This is a genomic window from Paramuribaculum intestinale (assembly GCF_003024925.1).
Lineage (GTDB): Bacteria > Bacteroidota > Bacteroidia > Bacteroidales > Muribaculaceae > Paramuribaculum > Paramuribaculum intestinale.
The window spans coordinates 1-18778 of the sequence record NZ_PUED01000031.1; the positions used below are offsets into that span (position 1 = coordinate 1).

At 54.5% G+C, this 18778-nt stretch carries 10 protein-coding genes; 6 read left to right on the forward strand and 4 right to left on the reverse strand.

Features of this window, described 5'->3' with window-relative positions; all coding sequences use genetic code 11:
* The 5 genes from C5O24_RS03990 to C5O24_RS04010 all read left to right on the forward strand — a co-directional run.
* Positions 1-925 (forward strand): bifunctional metallophosphatase/5'-nucleotidase (locus C5O24_RS03990; RefSeq protein ID WP_205961062.1); only part of this gene is annotated, 925 nt, incomplete at its 5' end.
* A gap of 17 nt (positions 926-942) precedes the next feature.
* Positions 943-3927, forward strand: a complete 2985-nt coding sequence (locus C5O24_RS03995) for a serine hydrolase domain-containing protein (protein ID WP_107681493.1) — start codon at positions 943-945, stop codon at positions 3925-3927.
* Between the two features lie 70 nt (positions 3928-3997).
* Positions 3998-6721, forward strand: a complete 2724-nt coding sequence (locus C5O24_RS04000; protein WP_107681494.1) for a DNA gyrase/topoisomerase IV subunit A — start codon at positions 3998-4000, stop codon at positions 6719-6721.
* Positions 6721-7584, forward strand: coding sequence for a DUF3316 domain-containing protein (locus C5O24_RS04005; RefSeq protein ID WP_107681500.1), 864 nt, complete (start codon positions 6721-6723; stop codon positions 7582-7584). The genes C5O24_RS04000 and C5O24_RS04005 overlap by 1 nt, the downstream gene beginning before the upstream one ends.
* Positions 7577-8611 (forward strand): S41 family peptidase, encoded by a 1035-nt coding sequence (locus tag C5O24_RS04010; protein WP_161553797.1) that lies wholly within the window; start codon positions 7577-7579, stop codon positions 8609-8611. Before C5O24_RS04005 ends, C5O24_RS04010 begins: the two co-directional genes overlap by 8 nt.
* Here C5O24_RS04010 and C5O24_RS04015 read toward each other — a convergent pair.
* The 3 genes from C5O24_RS04015 to lon form a co-directional block, all read right to left on the reverse strand.
* Positions 8603-11254, reverse strand: coding sequence for a calcium-translocating P-type ATPase, PMCA-type (locus C5O24_RS04015; protein ID WP_107681496.1), 2652 nt, complete (start codon positions 11252-11254; stop codon positions 8603-8605). The genes C5O24_RS04010 and C5O24_RS04015 overlap by 9 nt on opposite strands.
* 159 nt (positions 11255-11413) lie before the next feature.
* Entirely contained in the window at positions 11414-12604 is a 1191-nt protein-coding gene (gene purT / locus C5O24_RS04020) for a formate-dependent phosphoribosylglycinamide formyltransferase (protein WP_107681497.1), read from the reverse strand.
* A gap of 103 nt (positions 12605-12707) precedes the next feature.
* Positions 12708-15107, reverse strand: coding sequence for an endopeptidase La (lon, locus tag C5O24_RS04025; protein ID WP_107681498.1), 2400 nt, complete (start codon positions 15105-15107; stop codon positions 12708-12710).
* Between the two features lie 242 nt (positions 15108-15349).
* On the opposite strand from lon, the gene fusA2 reads away from it, so the two are divergent.
* Positions 15350-17506, forward strand: coding sequence for an elongation factor G2 (gene fusA2, locus C5O24_RS04030; RefSeq protein ID WP_107036310.1), 2157 nt, complete (start codon positions 15350-15352; stop codon positions 17504-17506).
* Positions 17507-17625: 119 nt separating this feature from the next.
* Here fusA2 and C5O24_RS04035 read toward each other — a convergent pair whose 3' ends face one another.
* The gene (locus C5O24_RS04035) at positions 17626-18669 is read right to left on the reverse strand and encodes a fimbrillin family protein (protein ID WP_107681499.1); all 1044 of its coding nucleotides are present in this window, start codon (positions 18667-18669) and stop codon (positions 17626-17628) included.
* Between the last annotated feature and the right edge of the window lie 109 nt (positions 18670-18778).

Sequence of the window (18778 nt, forward strand, 5' to 3'; positions counted from 1 at the left end):
GGTGGTGGCACTGACGCATATCGGACATGCTGTAGCCCCCGGTTATACCGACATGGATCTTGCCCGAAACAGCGAGGATATAGATCTCATCATCGGCGGACATTCCCACACGCTCGTCAATCCTTCCGATCCTGAATCGCCGGCATGGTTCGCGCTCAATGCCAATGGCGACAGCGTGATCATAGCCCAGGCCGGATCGACTGGCGCCTATGTGGGCAAGGCCGACATAGATCTGGCCGATCTTAAGGTGACAACTTCGGTTATACCGGTCGATTCGCGTCTTGACGATCGGGTGAATCCTGCCGTGGCCGAAATCCTTGAGCCTTATCGGTCGACGGTTGACTCGATTCTGTCTATTCCGGTGGCTGAGGCGTCGGCTCCGTTGCGCAAGGCCGACTGGGGGTTGGTCAATCTGATCAGCGACCTTGTCATGGAGATCGGTACACGCCTCAATGGAGCGCCTGTGGATATGGCAATAATGAACCGGGGCGGCATACGGTGCGATCTCGACAGCGGCACGATAACAAAGGGTGCGGTCATGCAGATGCTTCCGTTCGACAACCATGTGGTGGTGATAGACGTGACCGGAGCCGACCTGCTTCAAGCTTTTGAAGTAATGGCCGGGCGCAAGGGCGACGGCATCAGCGGAGCCATGGCGGAGATCGATCCCTTGACGCTGACATGCCGCGAAGTCCTGGTCAATGGCAGGAAGATCGACCCATTGCGGAGATATAAAGTCGCCACCATCGACTACCTCGCTCTTGGCGGCGATTTCCTTAGCAGTCTGAAGAATGCCGCTATAGAGAAACGTAGCGAGGCGTTGCTTTACGACGATGTTATCGGACTTCTCGCCGGAAAGTCGAGCCTCGGAAAGAGAATAACTCCTGACACTGCCGTGAGGATGCCGATCGGCGACAAACAGTAATCTTAGGAAATCTAAATATGAAGATACCGGGTTTTATAAGATATATGGCCTTGGCGTGTGCCTGTATTGTTGCCATACCGGGCATCAACCGCGCCACCGGCGTCACCCCTTCGTCGTCAGACTTTGAAGAGGCTGGCGAAAGCGCTCGCTGGGCTGATTCAGTGATGGCCTCCATGAGTCTGCGCGACCGTGTGGCGCAACTGATGGTGCCGAGGTTTGATATTGCCTACAATGCAGCCGGACAGTCGCAGCTGCGCAATGTTGTGGCCCGACAGAAGGTCGGTGGCATATTGCTCGGCAAAGGCAAAGCGTCCGACTATGCCGGACTGATTGATTTCGCCGGATCTGTGGCTGCGGTTCCGTTGATGGTCACACTCGATGGCGAATGGGGTCCGGCCATGCGTGTGACCGACGCGCCGCGCTTCCCCTATAACATCTGTCTGGGAGCTATTGCCGACGACAATCTGCTGTATGACTACGGACGCGAAGTGGCGAGACAGTGCCGCGAACTTGGCATAGGAGTCGACTTCGCCCCTGTGCTCGATGTCAATTCCAACCCGCGCAATCCGGTCATCGGCTATCGTTCGTTTGGCGAGGATCCCGAGAGGGTAAGCCGTCTTGGAGTGGCTTTTTCGCGTGGACTGGCCGATGGCGGCGTCATGCCTGTCGGCAAACATTTTCCCGGACACGGCGACACGGATACCGACTCGCACCATGCGCTTCCGGTGCTCAACCGCACGGCACAGCAGCTCGAACAGACCGAACTCGTGCCGTTTCGCGACTATATCGCTGCCGGTATGCCGGGCATCATGACCGGGCATCTGACCGTACCGGCTCTGGATCCGACCGGGACGCCGGCATCATTGTCGGCCGCCATCACCACAGGTCTGCTCAAAAAACGCATGAAATTCAACGGTATAGTGTTCACCGACGCTTTGGCGATGAAAGGAGCGAAAACCTCCGACGAAGCCAACAATTGTGTGGCCGCTCTGAAAGCCGGCGCCGACGTGCTGCTGCAGCCCCGCTCGCTCGTCAGCGACATTCAGGCCGTAGTAGCGGCGGTGAAATCTGGCGAGATCTCTGAAAAACAGGTCAATAATAGCTGTCGCAAAATACTTGTGTGGAAACATCGGTCAGGCCTCGTGAATTCCGCGCGCCCGAAAGTGGCTGGGATAGCATCGCGGCTCAATTCCGATGCCGCCAAAGATATGATAGAACGGCTTGCCGAAGCATCGATGGTCTGTGTGCGCAACGATGGCGGCCTGATTCCTGTAGGCGCTCTTTCTGACCGGAAGATAGCCGTGGTGACGCTTGGTGCGGCGGCCGAGAATACTTTTAGCGAATATTGCCGCAAATACGCCCGTATCACAGCCTATGGATTTACCACCGGGCCGATTCCGGCGGCAAAGATAGCCGAGATCAACAAATCGGATCTGGCCATAGTGCTGGTGACCACCTCATCGTCATGGGCTGCCGCTGCCCTGAAGCAGATCGACACACGGTCTAAGGTGGCTGTGGTGCTTGCCAACCCCATCAAGATCTCCGGCCTGTCGGCGGCGCTCGGCAGTTATGGCGCAGTGCTTGTCGGCGGCGACGACATAAAGGCTATGCGCAAGGCTGCGGCTCAGGCCGTGTTCGGAGGCATAGATGTCACCGGGCGTATGCCGGTGGCCGTTCCGGGGCTTGCTCCGCTTGGAGCCGGCAGTGATATCGTATGCACCCGTCTTGGCTATGCCTCGCCTCAAGCCGTGGGGCTTGATCCCGACCTGACGCGCCGCATTGATTCGATAGCACGCGCCGGAGTGGCTTCCGGAGCCTATCCGGGCTGTCAGGTTGTCGTGGCGCGCAGAGGCAGAGTGGTTGTCGACGCGGCTTATGGCAAACTGGAGCGCGGAGGTGCCGATGTGACGGGCGAAACACTCTATGACGTGGCGTCGATGACCAAAGCCACTGCAACCGTGGCCGGACTGATGAAAGCTTATGACGAAGGACTGTTTCGGCTTGACGATCCGATCTCGCAATATATCCCCGAACTGACTGACACCGAAAAGTCCGACCTTACGCCGTCGCAGCTTCTCTATCACGAATCGGGAATGCCGGCGATCATCAACGTAAGCAAAGTGATGATGGATCCGGCCAGTTACACCGGTCCGCTCACCAAGGGCCGTCAGACGGCAGGCTATGGCATACGTATTGCATCGCGCGTCTACGGCAACAGCAGCGCACGCATGCGCCGAGATATTACAAGCCTGTCGGCCACCAAAGACAATCCCATAGAGATAGCCTCCGGCATATATGGCGGGACAACTCTCCGTGACACGATAATGAGCCGGATATATCAGGCGCCTCTCCGTGCATCCAAGTCATTTCGTTACAGTTGCCTCAACTTCTGTCTTCTCATGGAGATGGAGGAGAACGTGACCGGTACCGATCACGCCCGTTGGGTCAGGTCGGAGATTTTCGGGCCGCTCGGCGCATGGCACACCGGCTTCCGGCCGCGCGAATATTATTCCCTGTCAAAGATAGCGCCGACCGAAAACGATGCCTTTTTGCGCCGTCAGACCGTCCGCGGATATGTCCATGACGAGATCGCAGCCTTTTCAGGTGGAGTGCAGGGCAATGCCGGACTGTTTTCCACCGCGTCGGATGTCGCCAAATATTCGCAGATGCTGCTCAACGGCGGTGTCTATGGCGGCGAGCGCCTGCTGAGTGCCGCAACTGTAAGAAAATTCACCGACAGCCGCAGTCAGGGGGGCAAGCGCGCCCTCGGATTCGACCTTATGGGCAATCCGCTGAGCAAGGATGATACCGACGGCTATTCCATATTCGGTCATACCGGATTTACGGGCACCTGTTTCTGGATCGACCCGGAAAACGAACTCATTTTCGTGTTTCTCTCCAACAGAGTAAATCCCTCGCGCCACAACCGGGCTTTCACGCGGCTCAACCCGCGAGGACTTATGATGAAGGCTATCTACGAATCCATCAAAGGAGCATCGTAGACCCACACATCAACTGCCGGCTGCATCTTACACTACAATATAGAAAACCATTTATCACCAGTCATATCACATGAGCGACGAATACAACGACGACGAAGAAGAAATATACGGAGTCAGTGCCGACGACGAAGAGGATAACGGCGAAGCCACCGAAGGCGGTTTCGAATCCATGTTGGTCGATCTGAGCGATGACGTGGTGCGCCATCAATTGCGCGGCATGTTCCAGAGCTGGTATCTTGACTATGCTTCGTATGCCATTCTCGACCGTGCGATACCTCATATCGACGACGGTCTGAAACCGGTGCAGAGGCGTATTCTGCATACCATGAAAAAGCTCGACGACGAGCACTTCATCAAGGTTGCAAATATCGTAGGTGCCACCATGGCATTCCATCCCCATGGCGACCGTTCGATCTACGGCGCCCTGGTGCAGCTCGGTCAGAAGCAGTTGCTTGTGGATACGCAGGGCAACTGGGGCAATACGCTGACAGGAGCGTCGGCGGCTGCCGGCCGTTATATAGAGGCACGTCTGTCGCCGTTTGCGGTGGAAGTGCTGTATAATCCCAAGGTGACAGAATGGGTGCCCAGCTACGACGGGCGCGACAAGGAGCCGGTCACACTACCGGCCAAGTTTCCGCTTCTGTTGTCGCAGGGCGTGGGCGGTATCGCCGTGGGACTGTCGTCGCTGATCATGCCCCATAATTTCAACGAAATTCTTGATGCTGCCGTCGCGTATCTGAAAAACGAGCCGTTCACTCTCTATCCCGACTTCCCGACCGGAGGATTTATCGACGTGTCGCGCTACAATGACGGCGCTCGCGGCGGTAGAATCAAGGTCAGAGCCAAGATTGAAAAAATCGACAGCAAGACCCTCGCAATAACCGAAATACCATTCGGACTGACCACTGAGACCCTCATCGAAACCATAATAAAGGCCAACGACAAGGGCAAGATCAAGATTAGACGCGTCGACGACAATACTTCACGCACGGCAAGGATCATTATCAGCCTGCAGCCCGGAACCTCGAGCGACAAAGCTATCGATGCCCTGTATGCGTTTACTTCCTGTGAGTTGCAGCTGTCGCCCAACTGCTGTGTGATCCACGACAACAAGCCACGTTTCCTTGGAGTAAGCGATGTGTTGCGCCATAATGTCGACCATACCCGCGAGATATTCAAGGCCGAACTGCTTATCAAGCTTGGAGAGGTCATGGAGCAGTTGCTCTTTGCAACCCTTGAGAAGATATTCATAGAAGAGCGCATCTATAAGGATCGCGAATTTGAGGAAAGCCGGTCGAAGAACGAGGCTATCAGGCATATAGAAAGGCGTCTGGAGCCATGGAAGGAGAAACTTCTCCGTCAGGTTACCGACGACGATCTGCTCCGGCTGCTTGAAATAAAGATGAGCCGCATACTGCGTTTTAGTTCTGAGTCGGCCGATGAGGCTATTGCAGCATTCAACCAGAGGATCGAAGAGCTGCAGGGCGATCTTGATTCTCTGACCGAATATACCATACGTTGGTTTGAGCATCTTAAGGAGAAATACGGAGCCGCATATCCGAGGCAGACAGTCATAAGAAATTTTGACAGCATCGAGGCCGCCAACGTGGCCGAAGCGACCGAAAAACTCTATATCGACCGCGACGAGGGATTTATAGGCACGGCGCTGAAAATAGATCCTGAAAAGCGCGAGAAGGCATTCCTGTTCAACTGTTCTAGCATTGACGACGTCATACTGTTCTATCGCGACGGCAAATATAAGGTGATACGCGTTCAGGAAAAAGTGTCGGTAGGCAAGGGTATCATACATGTGGGCCTGTTCAAGCGCAACGATGTGCGCACGGTCTACAACGTCATATATCAGGACGGCAAGGGTGGCACATACTACATGAAACGCTTCTCGGTCACCGGCATGACACGCGACAGGGTGTATGATCTCACGCAAGGGAAATCCGGCTCAAAGGTGGTATGGTTCACGGCCAATTCCAACGGTGAGGCCGAATCGGTCAAAGTGGTTCTTAAGCCGAAGGCGCGGTTGAAGACATTGCAGTTCGACGTGGATTTCGCCGATCTTGCCATAAAGGGACGCGGAGCCATGGGCAACATTGTCACCAAGAACGAAGTGCATCACTTCACTCTCAACCGTAAAGGTCAGTCGACGCTCGGAGGCCGTCAGGTGTGGTTTGACCACGACGTGCTCCGCATCAACTATGACGGTCGTGGAGAGTATCTCGGAGAATTCGGACCCAATGATCTTGTGCTGGTGGTTCTCAACAATGGCGAGTACTACACCACATCGTTTGATGCGTCCAATCACTATGATGACGATATCATGTTTATCGAGCGGTTCCGTCCTGAAGTTGTATGGACGGCGATACTGCGCGATGCCTCGCAGGGCAACTATCCTTATGTGAAGCGTTTCAAGTTCGAGCCTTCGACACGTCGTCAGCGCTATCTCGGCGACAACGAGCGGTCGACTCTGATAGCGTTGAGCGACAAGGATGGAGCACGGTTCACCGTGACGTTTGCCGGAGTCGATGAGATCCGTATGCCTATGACTCTCGATGCAGAGGAGTTTGTGGCCGTGAAGTCGCTTCGTGCCAAGGGCAAGCGCCTGACCACCTATGAGGTGGCATCTATTACCGAAATAAAGCCGCGCGAAAAGACCGAACCGGAGAATATGGCCGAAATGCAGTCGGATGACGATGACGGCTTGGGAAATGAAAATGAACCGAACGCACAGTCCGACGACGAAGTGCGCGATGAGCTGACGGGGCAGCAGCGCATATTCTGATGGACTGTCTTCGTCATAGAATAGTGGCTTTTGCCGCAGCGCTGTCGGTCACCGTCATGTCGTCAGCTTCAGAGCCTGAAACAGAAATACTGCGGCCGGTGACAGCAGCCTATACTGTGGAAGCCGGGTCGGCGCATATCGCCGACACATATCTGTCACCTATACGGTATTCCGGATGGAGTGTCGGATTTGGATACGGACGCATGCAGGCCATGAAATTCTCACCCGAGCGGTGGGTGATGGCTCTTGATGCCCGGATCGATGCGAAGCGGAGCCTCAATCGCGTAGGTAATGCCACCATGTGGTATTGGGGAGTTGAGGCCCGGTGGGCCATGATGCGGCGCGTGCGGCCGCTTTCAGGGCTTACCATAGGTTTCGGCATTGGGCCGGGATTTAAGGCCGGATGCCTGTATTCGCAGCGCAACGGCAATAATCCGGCGTCGGCCAAGGTGGCTCTCACAGTCGATCTGACAGCTTATGCCGCATGGAACACTCGCCTCGGACGTCTGCCGGTGACTGTCTGCTACAGGCCTTCGGTGCCGCTTACGGGCGTGTTCTTTTCACCTGACTATGGCGAACTTTATTATGAAATATATCTCGGCAATCATTCCGGTCTGGCGCGTATGGCATGGTGGGGCAACTATTTTGCGCTTGATCACCGTCTGACTGCCGATCTTCACTTCGGCAACACATCGCTGCGTATCGGTTATTCCGGACAGTTGCTCTCCACAAAAGCCAGCGATATCACTTCACGCATGCTGCGCCATTGCGCGGTCATAGGAGTTTCAGGCGAATGGCTGTCGGTAAGCCCCAGCAAAAAGATTCCACCCAAGGCACGTATGATCCATGCTCTATATGAATAAAATACAATCATTGGCGGCCGTAGCTGCATTATGTGTGCTGGCGTTTTTTTCAGGCTGTCACGAGTTGCCCGACTACGATAATACACCTCAAGGCAATTTCGAGGCATTATGGACTATTGTCGACGAGCATTACTGCTTCTTTGCCGATAAAAACATTGACTGGGACGAGGTCGGCGATGTATATAGAGCGCAGGTGCGCACCAATATGTCATCGAAGTCATTGTTTGCGGTAATGTCGGCCATGCTCGACGAGCTGCGCGACGGTCATGTCAATCTGTCGGCTCCGTTTGCTACGTCGTATTATCGCAAATGGTGGAGCGATTACCCTCATAATTTCGATGCGCGGATCATACAGCAGAATTATTTCGCTTTCGGCTATACTTCGCTCGGTGTTGCCGATTATGGCGTGTTGCTGTCAAATGTCGGCTATCTGAGGTGGCCGACTTTTGACTCCGGACTCGGAGCGGGCAATATCGATTATATCCTCGCGTCGTTCTCAATGACAAGCGGACTTATCATCGACATACGTGACAACGGTGGCGGTATGGTGTCGAATGCCAACGATCTTGCTTCGCATTTCGTCAACCAGCCGTTTACCGGCGGATATATCTATCATAAGACCGGTCCGGGACACAACGATTTCTCCACTCCCTATGCCGTGACAATCAAGCCTGTGGGCGACGGCCATATCGTGTGGACTAAGCCGGTGGTAATACTCACCAACCGTGGTACCTTCTCGGCCGCCAATTATTTCACCGCAGTCATGAAGCAGCTGCCAAACGTGACGGTGGCCGGGGCTGTCACAGGTGGTGGATGCGGTATGCCTGTCAGCTATGAGCTTCCCAATGGCTGGGGGATACGCCTGTCGGCGTCGCCTCTTGTCGATGCCACGGGGCGTTCCACAGAGGCCGGGGTAGAGCCTACGCCGGGATGTGAGGTCGATATGGATCCGCAGGATGCTTTCGACGGCCGTGACACTATGCTCGATTTCGCTATCGACTATATAGTGGCCTTGTCCTCACGATAGACGGCGCTCCCACCATCGCAGCAGTTCGCCGATCCATAACACTGACGATGTCGACAGTATGATTATCACCCAGTCGGAAATGTGGAGCGGAACCACATTGAACAGTTCGTCGCCGACATTGACAATCATCACCTGTCCTATCAGTATCATGACCGCTATCGCCACAAAACCTTCGCAATCCTTGAAGTGAAAGGCCGAGCGTCCGGTTTCGAATGCGCGTGCATTGAACATGTTCCAGAATTGAAGGAATACAAATGTGGTGAAAAACACTGACAGTTCGTATGCCGACAGGCCGGTGTCATTATGTATCGGAAGATGCCCGATCTGTGTCAGCGATGTCAGATCCGTGTGCTTGAGATAATATAGGAAAGCGAGAAGTACGGCGAAAAACAGTCCCCCCGTACCGATTATAAACCGGCGCATGGGACGTGTGATTATGAATTCGCGTCGGTCGCGCGGGGCGTCGTGCATTACCGATGGCGTGGGAGGCAGCGACGCCAATGCCATGGCGGCAAACGTATCCATGATCAGGTTTACCCACAGCATCTGGGTGACGGTGAGTGGCGACTGCATTCCCATGAACGCTCCGCATAGCACTATGAGGCATGCCACTATATTGACTGTCATCTGAAAAAGGATGAAGCGCTGTATGTTGCGGTAGAGCGAGCGTCCCCACATGACGGCCTTCCCGATTGATGAGAACGAATTGTCGATGATCGTTATGTCGGAAGCCTCTTTAGCCACCGATGTCCCGTCGCCCATCGACAGGCCTACCTGTGCGGCTTTCAGAGCCGGTGCGTCGTTGGTCCCGTCGCCGGTCACAGCCACTACCTCTCCCTTGCTCTGCAGGGCTTCGACAAGGCGTTTCTTGTCCATCGGACGTGCGCGTGCTATGATTTTGAGTCCCTCCACACGTTGCAGCAGCTGCTCGTCGTCAAGAGCTTCGAACTCCTGACCGGTGATGATTGCCTCGGCGCTGTCTGTGTCTGTCCAGATGCCTATCTGGCGGCCGATTTCCCGAGCTGTAGCCGGCGTGTCGCCGGTGACGATTTTCACATTGATACCCGCATCGTTCACATCCTTGACAGCATCAGCCACATCAGGTCTGATTGGATCGGATATGGATGCGATCCCCATGAATGTAAGTCCATTTGCGACGATTTTACCGTCTTTCACGGGGTCTTCGCCGTCATCAAGCGGTTTGCAGGCAAATCCGAGTGTGCGCATGCCCTGGTTTTGGAATTCAAGCAGCTCTCTGTCGATCTCTGCGCGCGATGTGCCACAAGCGTCATCCGACATGCCGAACACGATCTCCGGTGCCCCTTTGACATACAGCATCCGACGCCCGGAGGCATTGCTGACGGCAGTGGCCATATATTTGCGTTCGGTGGTAAACGGCAGCTCGTCGATCGTTGTCAGACTGTCGCGGATCTTCCGGTAGTCGGCTCCCTGATCACGAAGCCAAAGTAGCAGGGCGCCCTCGGTAGGATTGCCTATCACCGACGGTTTCTCGCCGCTCAGATCAAGCTCGGCGGTCGAGTTGGCCGCAATGCCTTCAACAAGCAGATCATGCGGTATCGTATCGGATATTTTCATCGCTGACACTCGCATCTGGTTCTGGGTGAGCGTACCGGTCTTATCGGTGCAGATGACAGTGGTGGCGCCCATCGTTTCGCATGCGTGTAGCTTGCGCACGAGGTTGTTGGTCTTCAGCATCCGTCGCATAGAATAGGCCAAAGCGAGAGTGACTGCCATAGGCAGACCTTCAGGCACCGACACCACGACAAGTGTCACTGCGATCATGAATGTCTGCAGCAGATATGCCATAAACGACATCCATTCAAACGGTGTGCTGGTGACGTACATTATCACGCGGCCTATCACTATGGCGACAGCTACGGCGTATGCACAACGGGTGATCAGCCGGCCAAGCTTGTCAAACTGCTCGTCGAGTGGCGTTTTGATATGATCGTCGATTCTCGCAGCCTCGAATACTTTGCCGTTTTCCGTGTGGTCGCCTACGGCCGTGACTCTCATCACTCCGTGTCCTTCCATCACTTTGGTGCCGCGCATCGCGTGGTCCGAAGGGAACGTCGCGTCGGGATCGAAGTCGGCCTCGACGGTGGTCTTGTGAGCCATAGGCTCGCCTGTCAGCGTGGATTCGTCGATGTTGAGGCTCACCGCTTCGAGTAGCTGTCCGTCGGCCGGAATCTCCATCCCTGTAGTGATCACGACTATATCTCCGTAGACTACTTCACGTTTCGTTACCATTGTGGGATTACCCTCGCGGATCACTTGCACCAGCTCATCGTCGTTGACTTTGTTGAGTATGGCGAATTCCTTGTCGGCCTTCTGTTCGAAATAGAAAGCCAGACCGGTGGCAAGCAGTATTGCGGCGAATATTCCCACCGGCTCGAAAAATACCGTGGCTCCTTCGTGAAGACCCCAGTATTCGTAACATGATATACCTACCGACAACACGCCGGCAATCAGGAGTATGATGATCAGCGGATCACGGAATTTTTCGAGAAAAAGCTTCCACGCCGGCCTGCGTGGCGGTGGCGTGATTATGTTTTCACCATATTTCAAACGGTTTTCTTCGACTTGGTGTGCCGTCAGGCCGGTGATATGTTCAGATTGCATAGTCAAGGGGCATATGTGTTAAGTCCACGACATACTCTTACAACGTCATATCGCCTTGGTGAGTTTTGCCGGGAGTGATTCAAAAGTGAAGCACCATGCCGGTTCGTGGCGGCACAGTGCTTGTTGATATATTTTTTTTACGCAGTGATCTGGAGTCTGTTAGCGGGGGAGCACGTTGACTTTGAGCTTGTCGTAGGCGCGATCCGCTTTGGCGCGAGCCTCCTCAAGGGTGTCAGCTGTGGCAAGGATTACTCCCATTCGGCGATGTCCCTTGATTTCAGGCTTGCCGAATATGCGCATCTGCGTACCCGGCTCTTCGAGCACATGTTCCAGCGAGTCCATCTCGATCTTGTCGGTATCGCCCTCGACCACGACGGCTCTCGATGCCGACGGACCAAAGAAGCGTATTTCAGGCACCGGAAGTCCGAGAAGCGCACGGGCGTGAAGAGCGAATTCGCTCAAATCCTGCGATATCATGGTCACCATCCCTGTGTCATGCGGACGGGGTGATACTTCGCTGAAAATCACGTCGTCGCCTTTTATGAAAAGCTCCACTCCGAAGATGCCGTATCCGCCGAGAGCATCCGTCACTTTGCGGGCTATGTCGCGTGCTTTTTCGATAGCTGTAGCCGACATAGGCTGCGGCTGCCACGAATAGCGGTAGTCACCGTCGATCTGTATGTGTCCTACCGGCTCGCAGAATGTGGTGCCCGAACAGCTTCTGACAGTAAGGAGAGTTATCTCATAGTCGAAATCAACAAATCCTTCCACGATAACACGTCCGGCGCCTGCACGTCCACCCTCCTGGGCTGTCTGCCACGCGTGGTCGATCTCTTCGGGGTTCTTGACAGTGCACTGTCCATGACCCGATGAACTCATGATCGGCTTTACCACACAAGGTATTCCGACAGCTTCCACGGCTGTCTTGAATTCATCGTAGTCCGATGCGAAGCGGTAGTCGGAAGTTCTTATGCCAAGTTCTTCGTCGGCCAGACGTCTGATGCCCTCGCGGTTCATGGTCAGCCATGCAGCTGTAGCCGTAGGAGTGACGTTGAATCCATCGGCTTCGAGTTCTTTTAGCACCGAAGTGGCTATGGCCTCGACTTCAGGTATGATATGGTCGGGTTTCTCAAGCTCTATGATGCGGCGCAACTCGGCTTCGTCGAGCATGTTGAACACGTGGCTGCGGTGAGCCACCTGCATGGCTGGGGCGTTGGCATACTTGTCGCATGCCACTACTTCCACACCATAGCGTTGCAGCTCGAGAGCCACTTCCTTGCCTAACTCGCCGCTGCCGAGAAGCAGAGCCTTGCGACCCACAGGGGTCATTACAGAACCGATTTTTGCCATCTGGATTGTTTGTCTATTATTGTTAAAGGTGGATGAAGAGTTTGTTTCTGCAAAGTTAAGGATTTATAGCTTCAAGAGCAAATCCTGTCACCTGATTGTGTGGTTAGTCTGCAGTTTCGGTCGGGAGCAGTGCGAGGTCAAACACCTGTGCGGCGTCGGAAACATAATGCACTTCGAGCCCATGGAGATATATGTCCGGGATCTCGTCGACATCCTTGCGGTTGGCCTCGGGCAGTATGGCATCAGTGATGCCTGCACGCTTTGCCGCCAGGATCTTCTCTTTGACTCCCCCTATCGGCAGCACTTTGCCGCGCAGGGTAAGCTCTCCTGTCATGGCTACGCGAGGCTTGGGGCGGCGGCCGGTGAGAGCCGACACAATCGACGTGGCCATGGTGATGCCGGCCGAAGGGCCGTCCTTGGGTATGGCTCCCTCCGGCACGTGGATATGCACTGCGCGGTCGGTCAGCGCGTCGGAGGCTATCCCCAGGCTGTCGGCGTGGCTTCTGACATGCTGCAGGGCTATGGAGGCGGATTCCTTCATCACATCGCCGAGTTTGCCCGTGAGGGTCAGTTTCTCGCCTTTTGATGGAGATAGCGATGTTTCCACATAAAGCACGCAGCCTCCTGCGGCGGTCCATGCCAGGCCGGTGATCACGCCTGCATAGTCGTTGCCTTCATAGCGCTCTCTGATATATGGTGCCGCTCCGAGCAGGCCGTTGAGATCCGCGCTGTCGACAGGTTGCGGCCATGACTGTCCGCTCACTTTGCGGAGAACAATCTTGCGGACGATCGCAGCCAGACGTTTCTCAAGCTGGCGCACTCCGCTCTCACCCGTATATGTATCGATGAGTGCTGCAAGGGCATCGTCGGTGAGATTCACATCGCCGGTGTCCACACCGGCTTCGGCTATCAGTCGGGGAAGCAGGTGGCGGCGTGCGATTTCGGTTTTCTCTTCAGGAAGATATCCTGAAATGTCGATGATCTCCATGCGGTCGACAAGAGGAGCCGGAATGCTCGACAGGGTATTGGCTGTGGCTATGAAAAGCGTCTGCGAAAGATCGAAGTCAACATCCACATAATTGTCATGGAAGCGGCAGTTCTGTTCGGGATCGAGCACTTCGAGCAACGCCGACGAAGGATCGCCACGGAAATCTGAACCGATTTTGTCGATCTCGTCGAGCAATATCACCGGATTGCTGGTGCCGCAGCGTCTCAACGCGTCGATGATGCGTCCGGGCATGGCTCCAATGTAAGTGCGCCGGTGTCCGCGTATCTCGGCTTCGTCATGCAGACCGCCGAGAGCCACACGCCGGTATTTGCGCCCGAGAGCAGTGGCTATGGATTGTCCGAGAGAGGTTTTTCCGACTCCGGGAGGACCCACCAGACAGATGATCGGTGCATGACTCGACGGGGCGCTGATCAGCATGGCTATCTGCTCGAGTATGCGCTCTTTCACTTTTTCAAGACCGAAATGGTCGGCGTCGAGCACCTCGTGTGCATGAGCTATGTCGCTGACCGGTGCGTCGTTCTTGCCCCATGGCAGGTCGGTGAGAAGTTCGAGATATGACAGCTGCACGGAGTAGTCGGGACTCTGTGGCGCGTAGCGCGAAAGTTTCGACAGCTCGCGTTCGAAAATCTTCACTACCGGCTCGGGCATGTCAAGTTCGGCCGCTTTTTTGCGGAGATTGGCGGCGTCGGCGTCAGGTCCTTCATCGCCATACAGCTCCTCGCGTATCGACTCAAGCTGCTGCTGCAGGAACACGTTGCGCTGCTGTTCCGAGATCTTCTGCCGGGTGCGGTCGTGGATGCTTTGTGCTATGTCAAGCATCTGTTCGCTGCGTGCCATATTGGTAAGCAGACGATAGGCGCGCTCCTTGATGCGCGGAGTGGCCAGTATTTCGGTCTTGGCGCTGATCGGGAGCGGCATATGTGTGGCAATGAGATTGATCAGCAGGGTCGGATCGGATATGTCGACAATGTTCAGAACCATCTCCGGCGGAGCTTCAGTGGTCTTCTTGACTATCTTGACAGCCGTATCTTTTACGGTGCTGACGAGCGCCACCATCTCCTTGTCGGTCATGCGCGCCTTGGTCTCCTTGATGGGCTTTACGGTGGCCTCCAGTGCACCATGTATGGTTTCCATGCTTCTCACGTCGAGTATCTTGAACTTGCCGTGGGCGCGCACTATGGCAGTGGTCTTGTCGTCGGGGATTTCAAGCACTTTCACGACCTCTGCTATTACTCCATAGTCGCAGAGCTGGTCGGTGGGAAACTCCACTTCAGGATCAGTCTGCGCCACAACTCCTATATAGATGTGGCGGTCTGCTGCCATTTTGGCCAGTTCGCGGGAAAATTCGCGGCCGAGGCTAATGGGGATTGTCACTCCCGGAAACAATACAAGGTCGCGGGTGGTGAGCAGTGGCAGATGGTTGAAGTCGGGTTCGGCCATTGAAGAGGTCATGTCAACCTCTATCTGGCCTACGGTCACTATTTCTTTATTCATTCGTTATGATCTCGTAGTGGATATCGGTGTAGGATGTCGTTTACACAATTTATGTGCAAAGATAATGCCAAATTCTGTTTTGTCAGTTATCCCGGGCGTGTCAAGGCACTGTTTTTTCAAAATATGTTGTAAAACATACGCGCGATGTGACCTCGTTACGTGGATAATTCATATATTGCACTCCGAAAATCTGGTGCATAGAGATGCCCTGAAATGAAAAACTAACAAACACCTCTAATAACATGAAGGTTTATCAGACCAACGAAATCAAAAACATCGCCCTTCTCGGTAGCAAGGGCTCGGGTAAAACCACACTCGCAGAGTCGATGCTCTACGAGTGTGGAGTGATAAAACGCCGCGGTACGGTCGAAGCCAGCAATACCGTATGCGACTATTTCCCGGTCGAAAAGGAGTATGGCTACTCCGTGTTTTCAAGCATCTTCTATGCCGAATTCCTTGGCAAGAAACTGAATGTAATAGACTGTCCGGGTGCCGATGACTTTGTAGGCAATGCTATCACGGCTCTCAATGTCACCGATACCGGTCTGATACTCATCGATGCCCAGTATGGAGTGGAAGTGGGTACTCAGAATATCTTCCGCACTTGTGCCAAGCTCAACAAACCGGTGATCTTCGCGCTCAATCAGCTCGACGGCGAAAAAGCCGAATATGACACGGTCATCGAGCAGATGCGCGACATCTTCGGCAAAAAAGTGGTGCCCATACAATATCCCCTGAGTGTCGGCCCGGGCTTCAACGCCATGATCGACGTCCTGCTTATGAAAAAATATTCCTGGGGACCCGACGGGGGCGTGCCTGTCATAGAGGAGATACCGGCCGAGGAGCGTGAGCGGGCTCAGGAACTGCACCGTCAACTTGTCGAGGCTGCAGCCGAAAACGATGAGACGCTGATGGAGAAATTCTTCGAAGAGGAACATCTTACCGAAGACGAAATGCGTCTTGGCATCCGGAAAGGGCTGGTCGATCGTTCGATCTTCCCGGTGTTCTGCGTGAGCGCGCTGAAGGATATGGGCGTGCGCCGCATGATGGAATTCCTCGGCAATGTGGTGCCGTTCGTGGAGGATATGCCTGCACCGGTCGACTCTGCCGGCGAAGAAGTGAAGCCTCTCAGCGACGGCCCGCTCAGCCTGTATATGTTCAAGACCACAGTAGAGCCGCATATAGGTGAAGTAAGCTACTTCAAGGTGATGTCGGGAACGCTGACACCCGGTGTGGATCTCGACAACGTAAATCGTGGCAGCAAGGAGCGTATAGCACAGATATATTGCGTGTGCGGCCAGATCAAGACACAGGTCGACCAACTGTGTGCCGGCGATATCGGGGCCACAGTCAAGCTGAAAGACGCGCGCACCGGCAATACGCTCGACGCCAAGGGGTGCGACTATGTGTTTGACTTCATCAAATATCCGGCTCCGAAATATCAGCGAGCAATCAGGCCGGTCAATGAGGCCGATGCCGAAAAGCTCAGCGTCATACTCACGCGTATGCACGAGGAGGATCCCACATGGGAAGTGGAGATGTCAAAGGAACTCAAGCAGACTATTCTCTCCGGACAGGGCGAATTCCATCTGCGCACACTCAAATGGCGTGTGGAAAACAACGATAAGCTTCCGATCGTTTTCGAGGAGCCGCGCATCCCTTATCGCGAAACGATAACCAAGGCCGCACGTGCCGACTACCGCCACAAGAAGCAGTCGGGTGGCGCGGGGCAGTTCGGTGAAGTGCATCTGGTCATAGAGCCTTACACCGAGGGAATGCCGGCGCCGACATCATACAAGTTCGGCAATCAGGAATATGTGATGAAGGTACGCGACACCCAGGAAATACCCCTCGAATGGGGCGGCAAGCTTGTGGTGTGCGACTGTATCGTTGGAGGCGCTATCGACTCGCGTTTTATCCCGGCCATTGTGAAGGGTCTGATGGATCGCATGGAGCAGGGACCGCTTACCGGATCTTATGCCCGCGACGTCAGAGTATGCATTTACGACGGCAAGATGCATCCGGTGGATTCCAATGAGATCTCTTTCAGGCTCGCCGGCCGAAACGCTTTCAGCGAGGCGTTCCGCAATGCGAGCCCGAAGATTCTTGAGCCGGTGTGCGATGTCGACGTGATGGTTCCGGCCGACGTGATGGGCGACGTGATGAGCGACCTTCAGGGACGGCGAGCCATGATAATGGGCATGTCGAGCGAGAACGGATTTGAGAAGATCTCGGCCAAGGTGCCTCTCAAAGAGATGTCGAGCTACTCGACGGCTTTGAGCTCGATCACCGGCGGACGCTCGTCGTTCAGCATGAAATTCGCTTCCTATGAGCTCGTCCCGTCTGATGTTCAGGAAAGATTGCTCAAGGATTATGCCGAAAAGCACTCCGAAGAGTAACCCCGGATAAGGATCAATGTGGCTTCAGCCACGTGTGATCCATCCGTAGGCGAAAACACAAATACAGCCCGCAGGCAATTGAGTCTGCGGGCTGTATTATTGCTATGAATCCTGTTGCGTCAGATCTGCTGCTCCTGTTCGAGATACACCTTCACTTCCGGATCGAATTCAATGGCGTCGAGTCCTTCAGCCTCGTCGATATCGATCACATAGATATAGTTGGTGTCATTGCGCCAGTGGGTCAGATCAGCTGCTGTGTTCGAAAGGGGGTAATAAAGCAGTCCGGTGACGCTGCCGTCGGCTGCGGTCAGCTTCTGCTGCGCCGGGGTGTTGGCATTGGGCCACAGCACATCGCCGGTGGCGGTAGACCTGATCACACACTCTACCTTTATCAGGCTTCCACTATATGTCCCGCCCGTAGAAGTCAGTTCCGCGAGATCCTGCGGCAGCATATATCCGTCATTGGAATTGGATGCGAGTGTAGCGGTAGTACTAAGTGACAGTCCGGTCGCATCCTGATAAAGAGTATAGTCGACAGGGGTCGATGCGTTGTTCCATGTTCCGGCTGAGGTGCCGTTCTCGCTTGTTGTCGACTGCGGGAAGGTGAATTCGGCCTTGCTCATGATATTCTGTAATGTCACATTCTTGACATTCACATCAAGATTGGTGTTGGATGAGAGCAATTTCGTCTGCACTCTGGCCAAAGCATGATGGAAGTAGAGTTTTACGGCTGAAGAACCTTTTGTCTGGTTCATTGTCACGGCATAGATCAGATCCTGGGTGCCGTCGTTGGTAAGCGACACGGATTGCAACGAGGTCTGTATGCCGGTCAGCCACTCTCCGGGAGCGTAGGCATAGAAGTTTACGGAATTCTGTGGCCAGTGGGCTACAGGGGAGTAGGTCCATACATTGGAGGAGTTCTTGACCACCTCCACATTTTCCATATATAGTTTGCCATCTGTAAAGGCATATACATGGAAGTCCGAGAGCGTATTCGTCGTGATCGGTTCAGAACGTGATTCGTTGTGTGCTACCGGTGCGAACCTGATGGCATCCTGATCCATTATGTTGTCCGATTCATCGTCGTTGCTGCAGGCAGTAGTGGCGACGAGGGCTGCGATAGCTATAGCCGAAGGCTTGAGCAGTGATAAAATGTGTTTCATAGTTATGGTTGTTTATGATTATACATATATTTCAATGTCGATCCAGTCGCCGACTGTCACGTCGAGACCCTCGCCCGGGATCGGCGGCTCTTCTCCGGTATCAGGTAAT

Bases quoted from the DNA above. Each gene is read 5' to 3' on its own strand.
- lon (WP_107681498.1), bottom strand. From the start codon at position 15,107: ATGAATAAAGAAATAGTGACCGTAGGCCAGATAGAGGTTGACATGACC.
- fusA2 (WP_107036310.1), top strand. From the start codon at position 15,350: ATGAAGGTTTATCAGACCAACGAAATCAAAAACATCGCCCTTCTCGGT.
- purT (WP_107681497.1), bottom strand. From the start codon at position 12,604: ATGGCAAAAATCGGTTCTGTAATGACCCCTGTGGGTCGCAAGGCTCTG.
- C5O24_RS04000 (WP_107681494.1), top strand. From the start codon at position 3,998: ATGAGCGACGAATACAACGACGACGAAGAAGAAATATACGGAGTCAGT.
- C5O24_RS03995 (WP_107681493.1), top strand. From the start codon at position 943: ATGAAGATACCGGGTTTTATAAGATATATGGCCTTGGCGTGTGCCTGT.
- C5O24_RS04005 (WP_107681500.1), top strand. From the start codon at position 6,721: ATGGACTGTCTTCGTCATAGAATAGTGGCTTTTGCCGCAGCGCTGTCG.
- C5O24_RS04010 (WP_161553797.1), top strand. From the start codon at position 7,577: ATGAATAAAATACAATCATTGGCGGCCGTAGCTGCATTATGTGTGCTG.
- C5O24_RS04015 (WP_107681496.1), bottom strand. From the start codon at position 11,254: ATGCAATCTGAACATATCACCGGCCTGACGGCACACCAAGTCGAAGAA.
- C5O24_RS04035 (WP_107681499.1), bottom strand. From the start codon at position 18,669: ATGAAACACATTTTATCACTGCTCAAGCCTTCGGCTATAGCTATCGCA.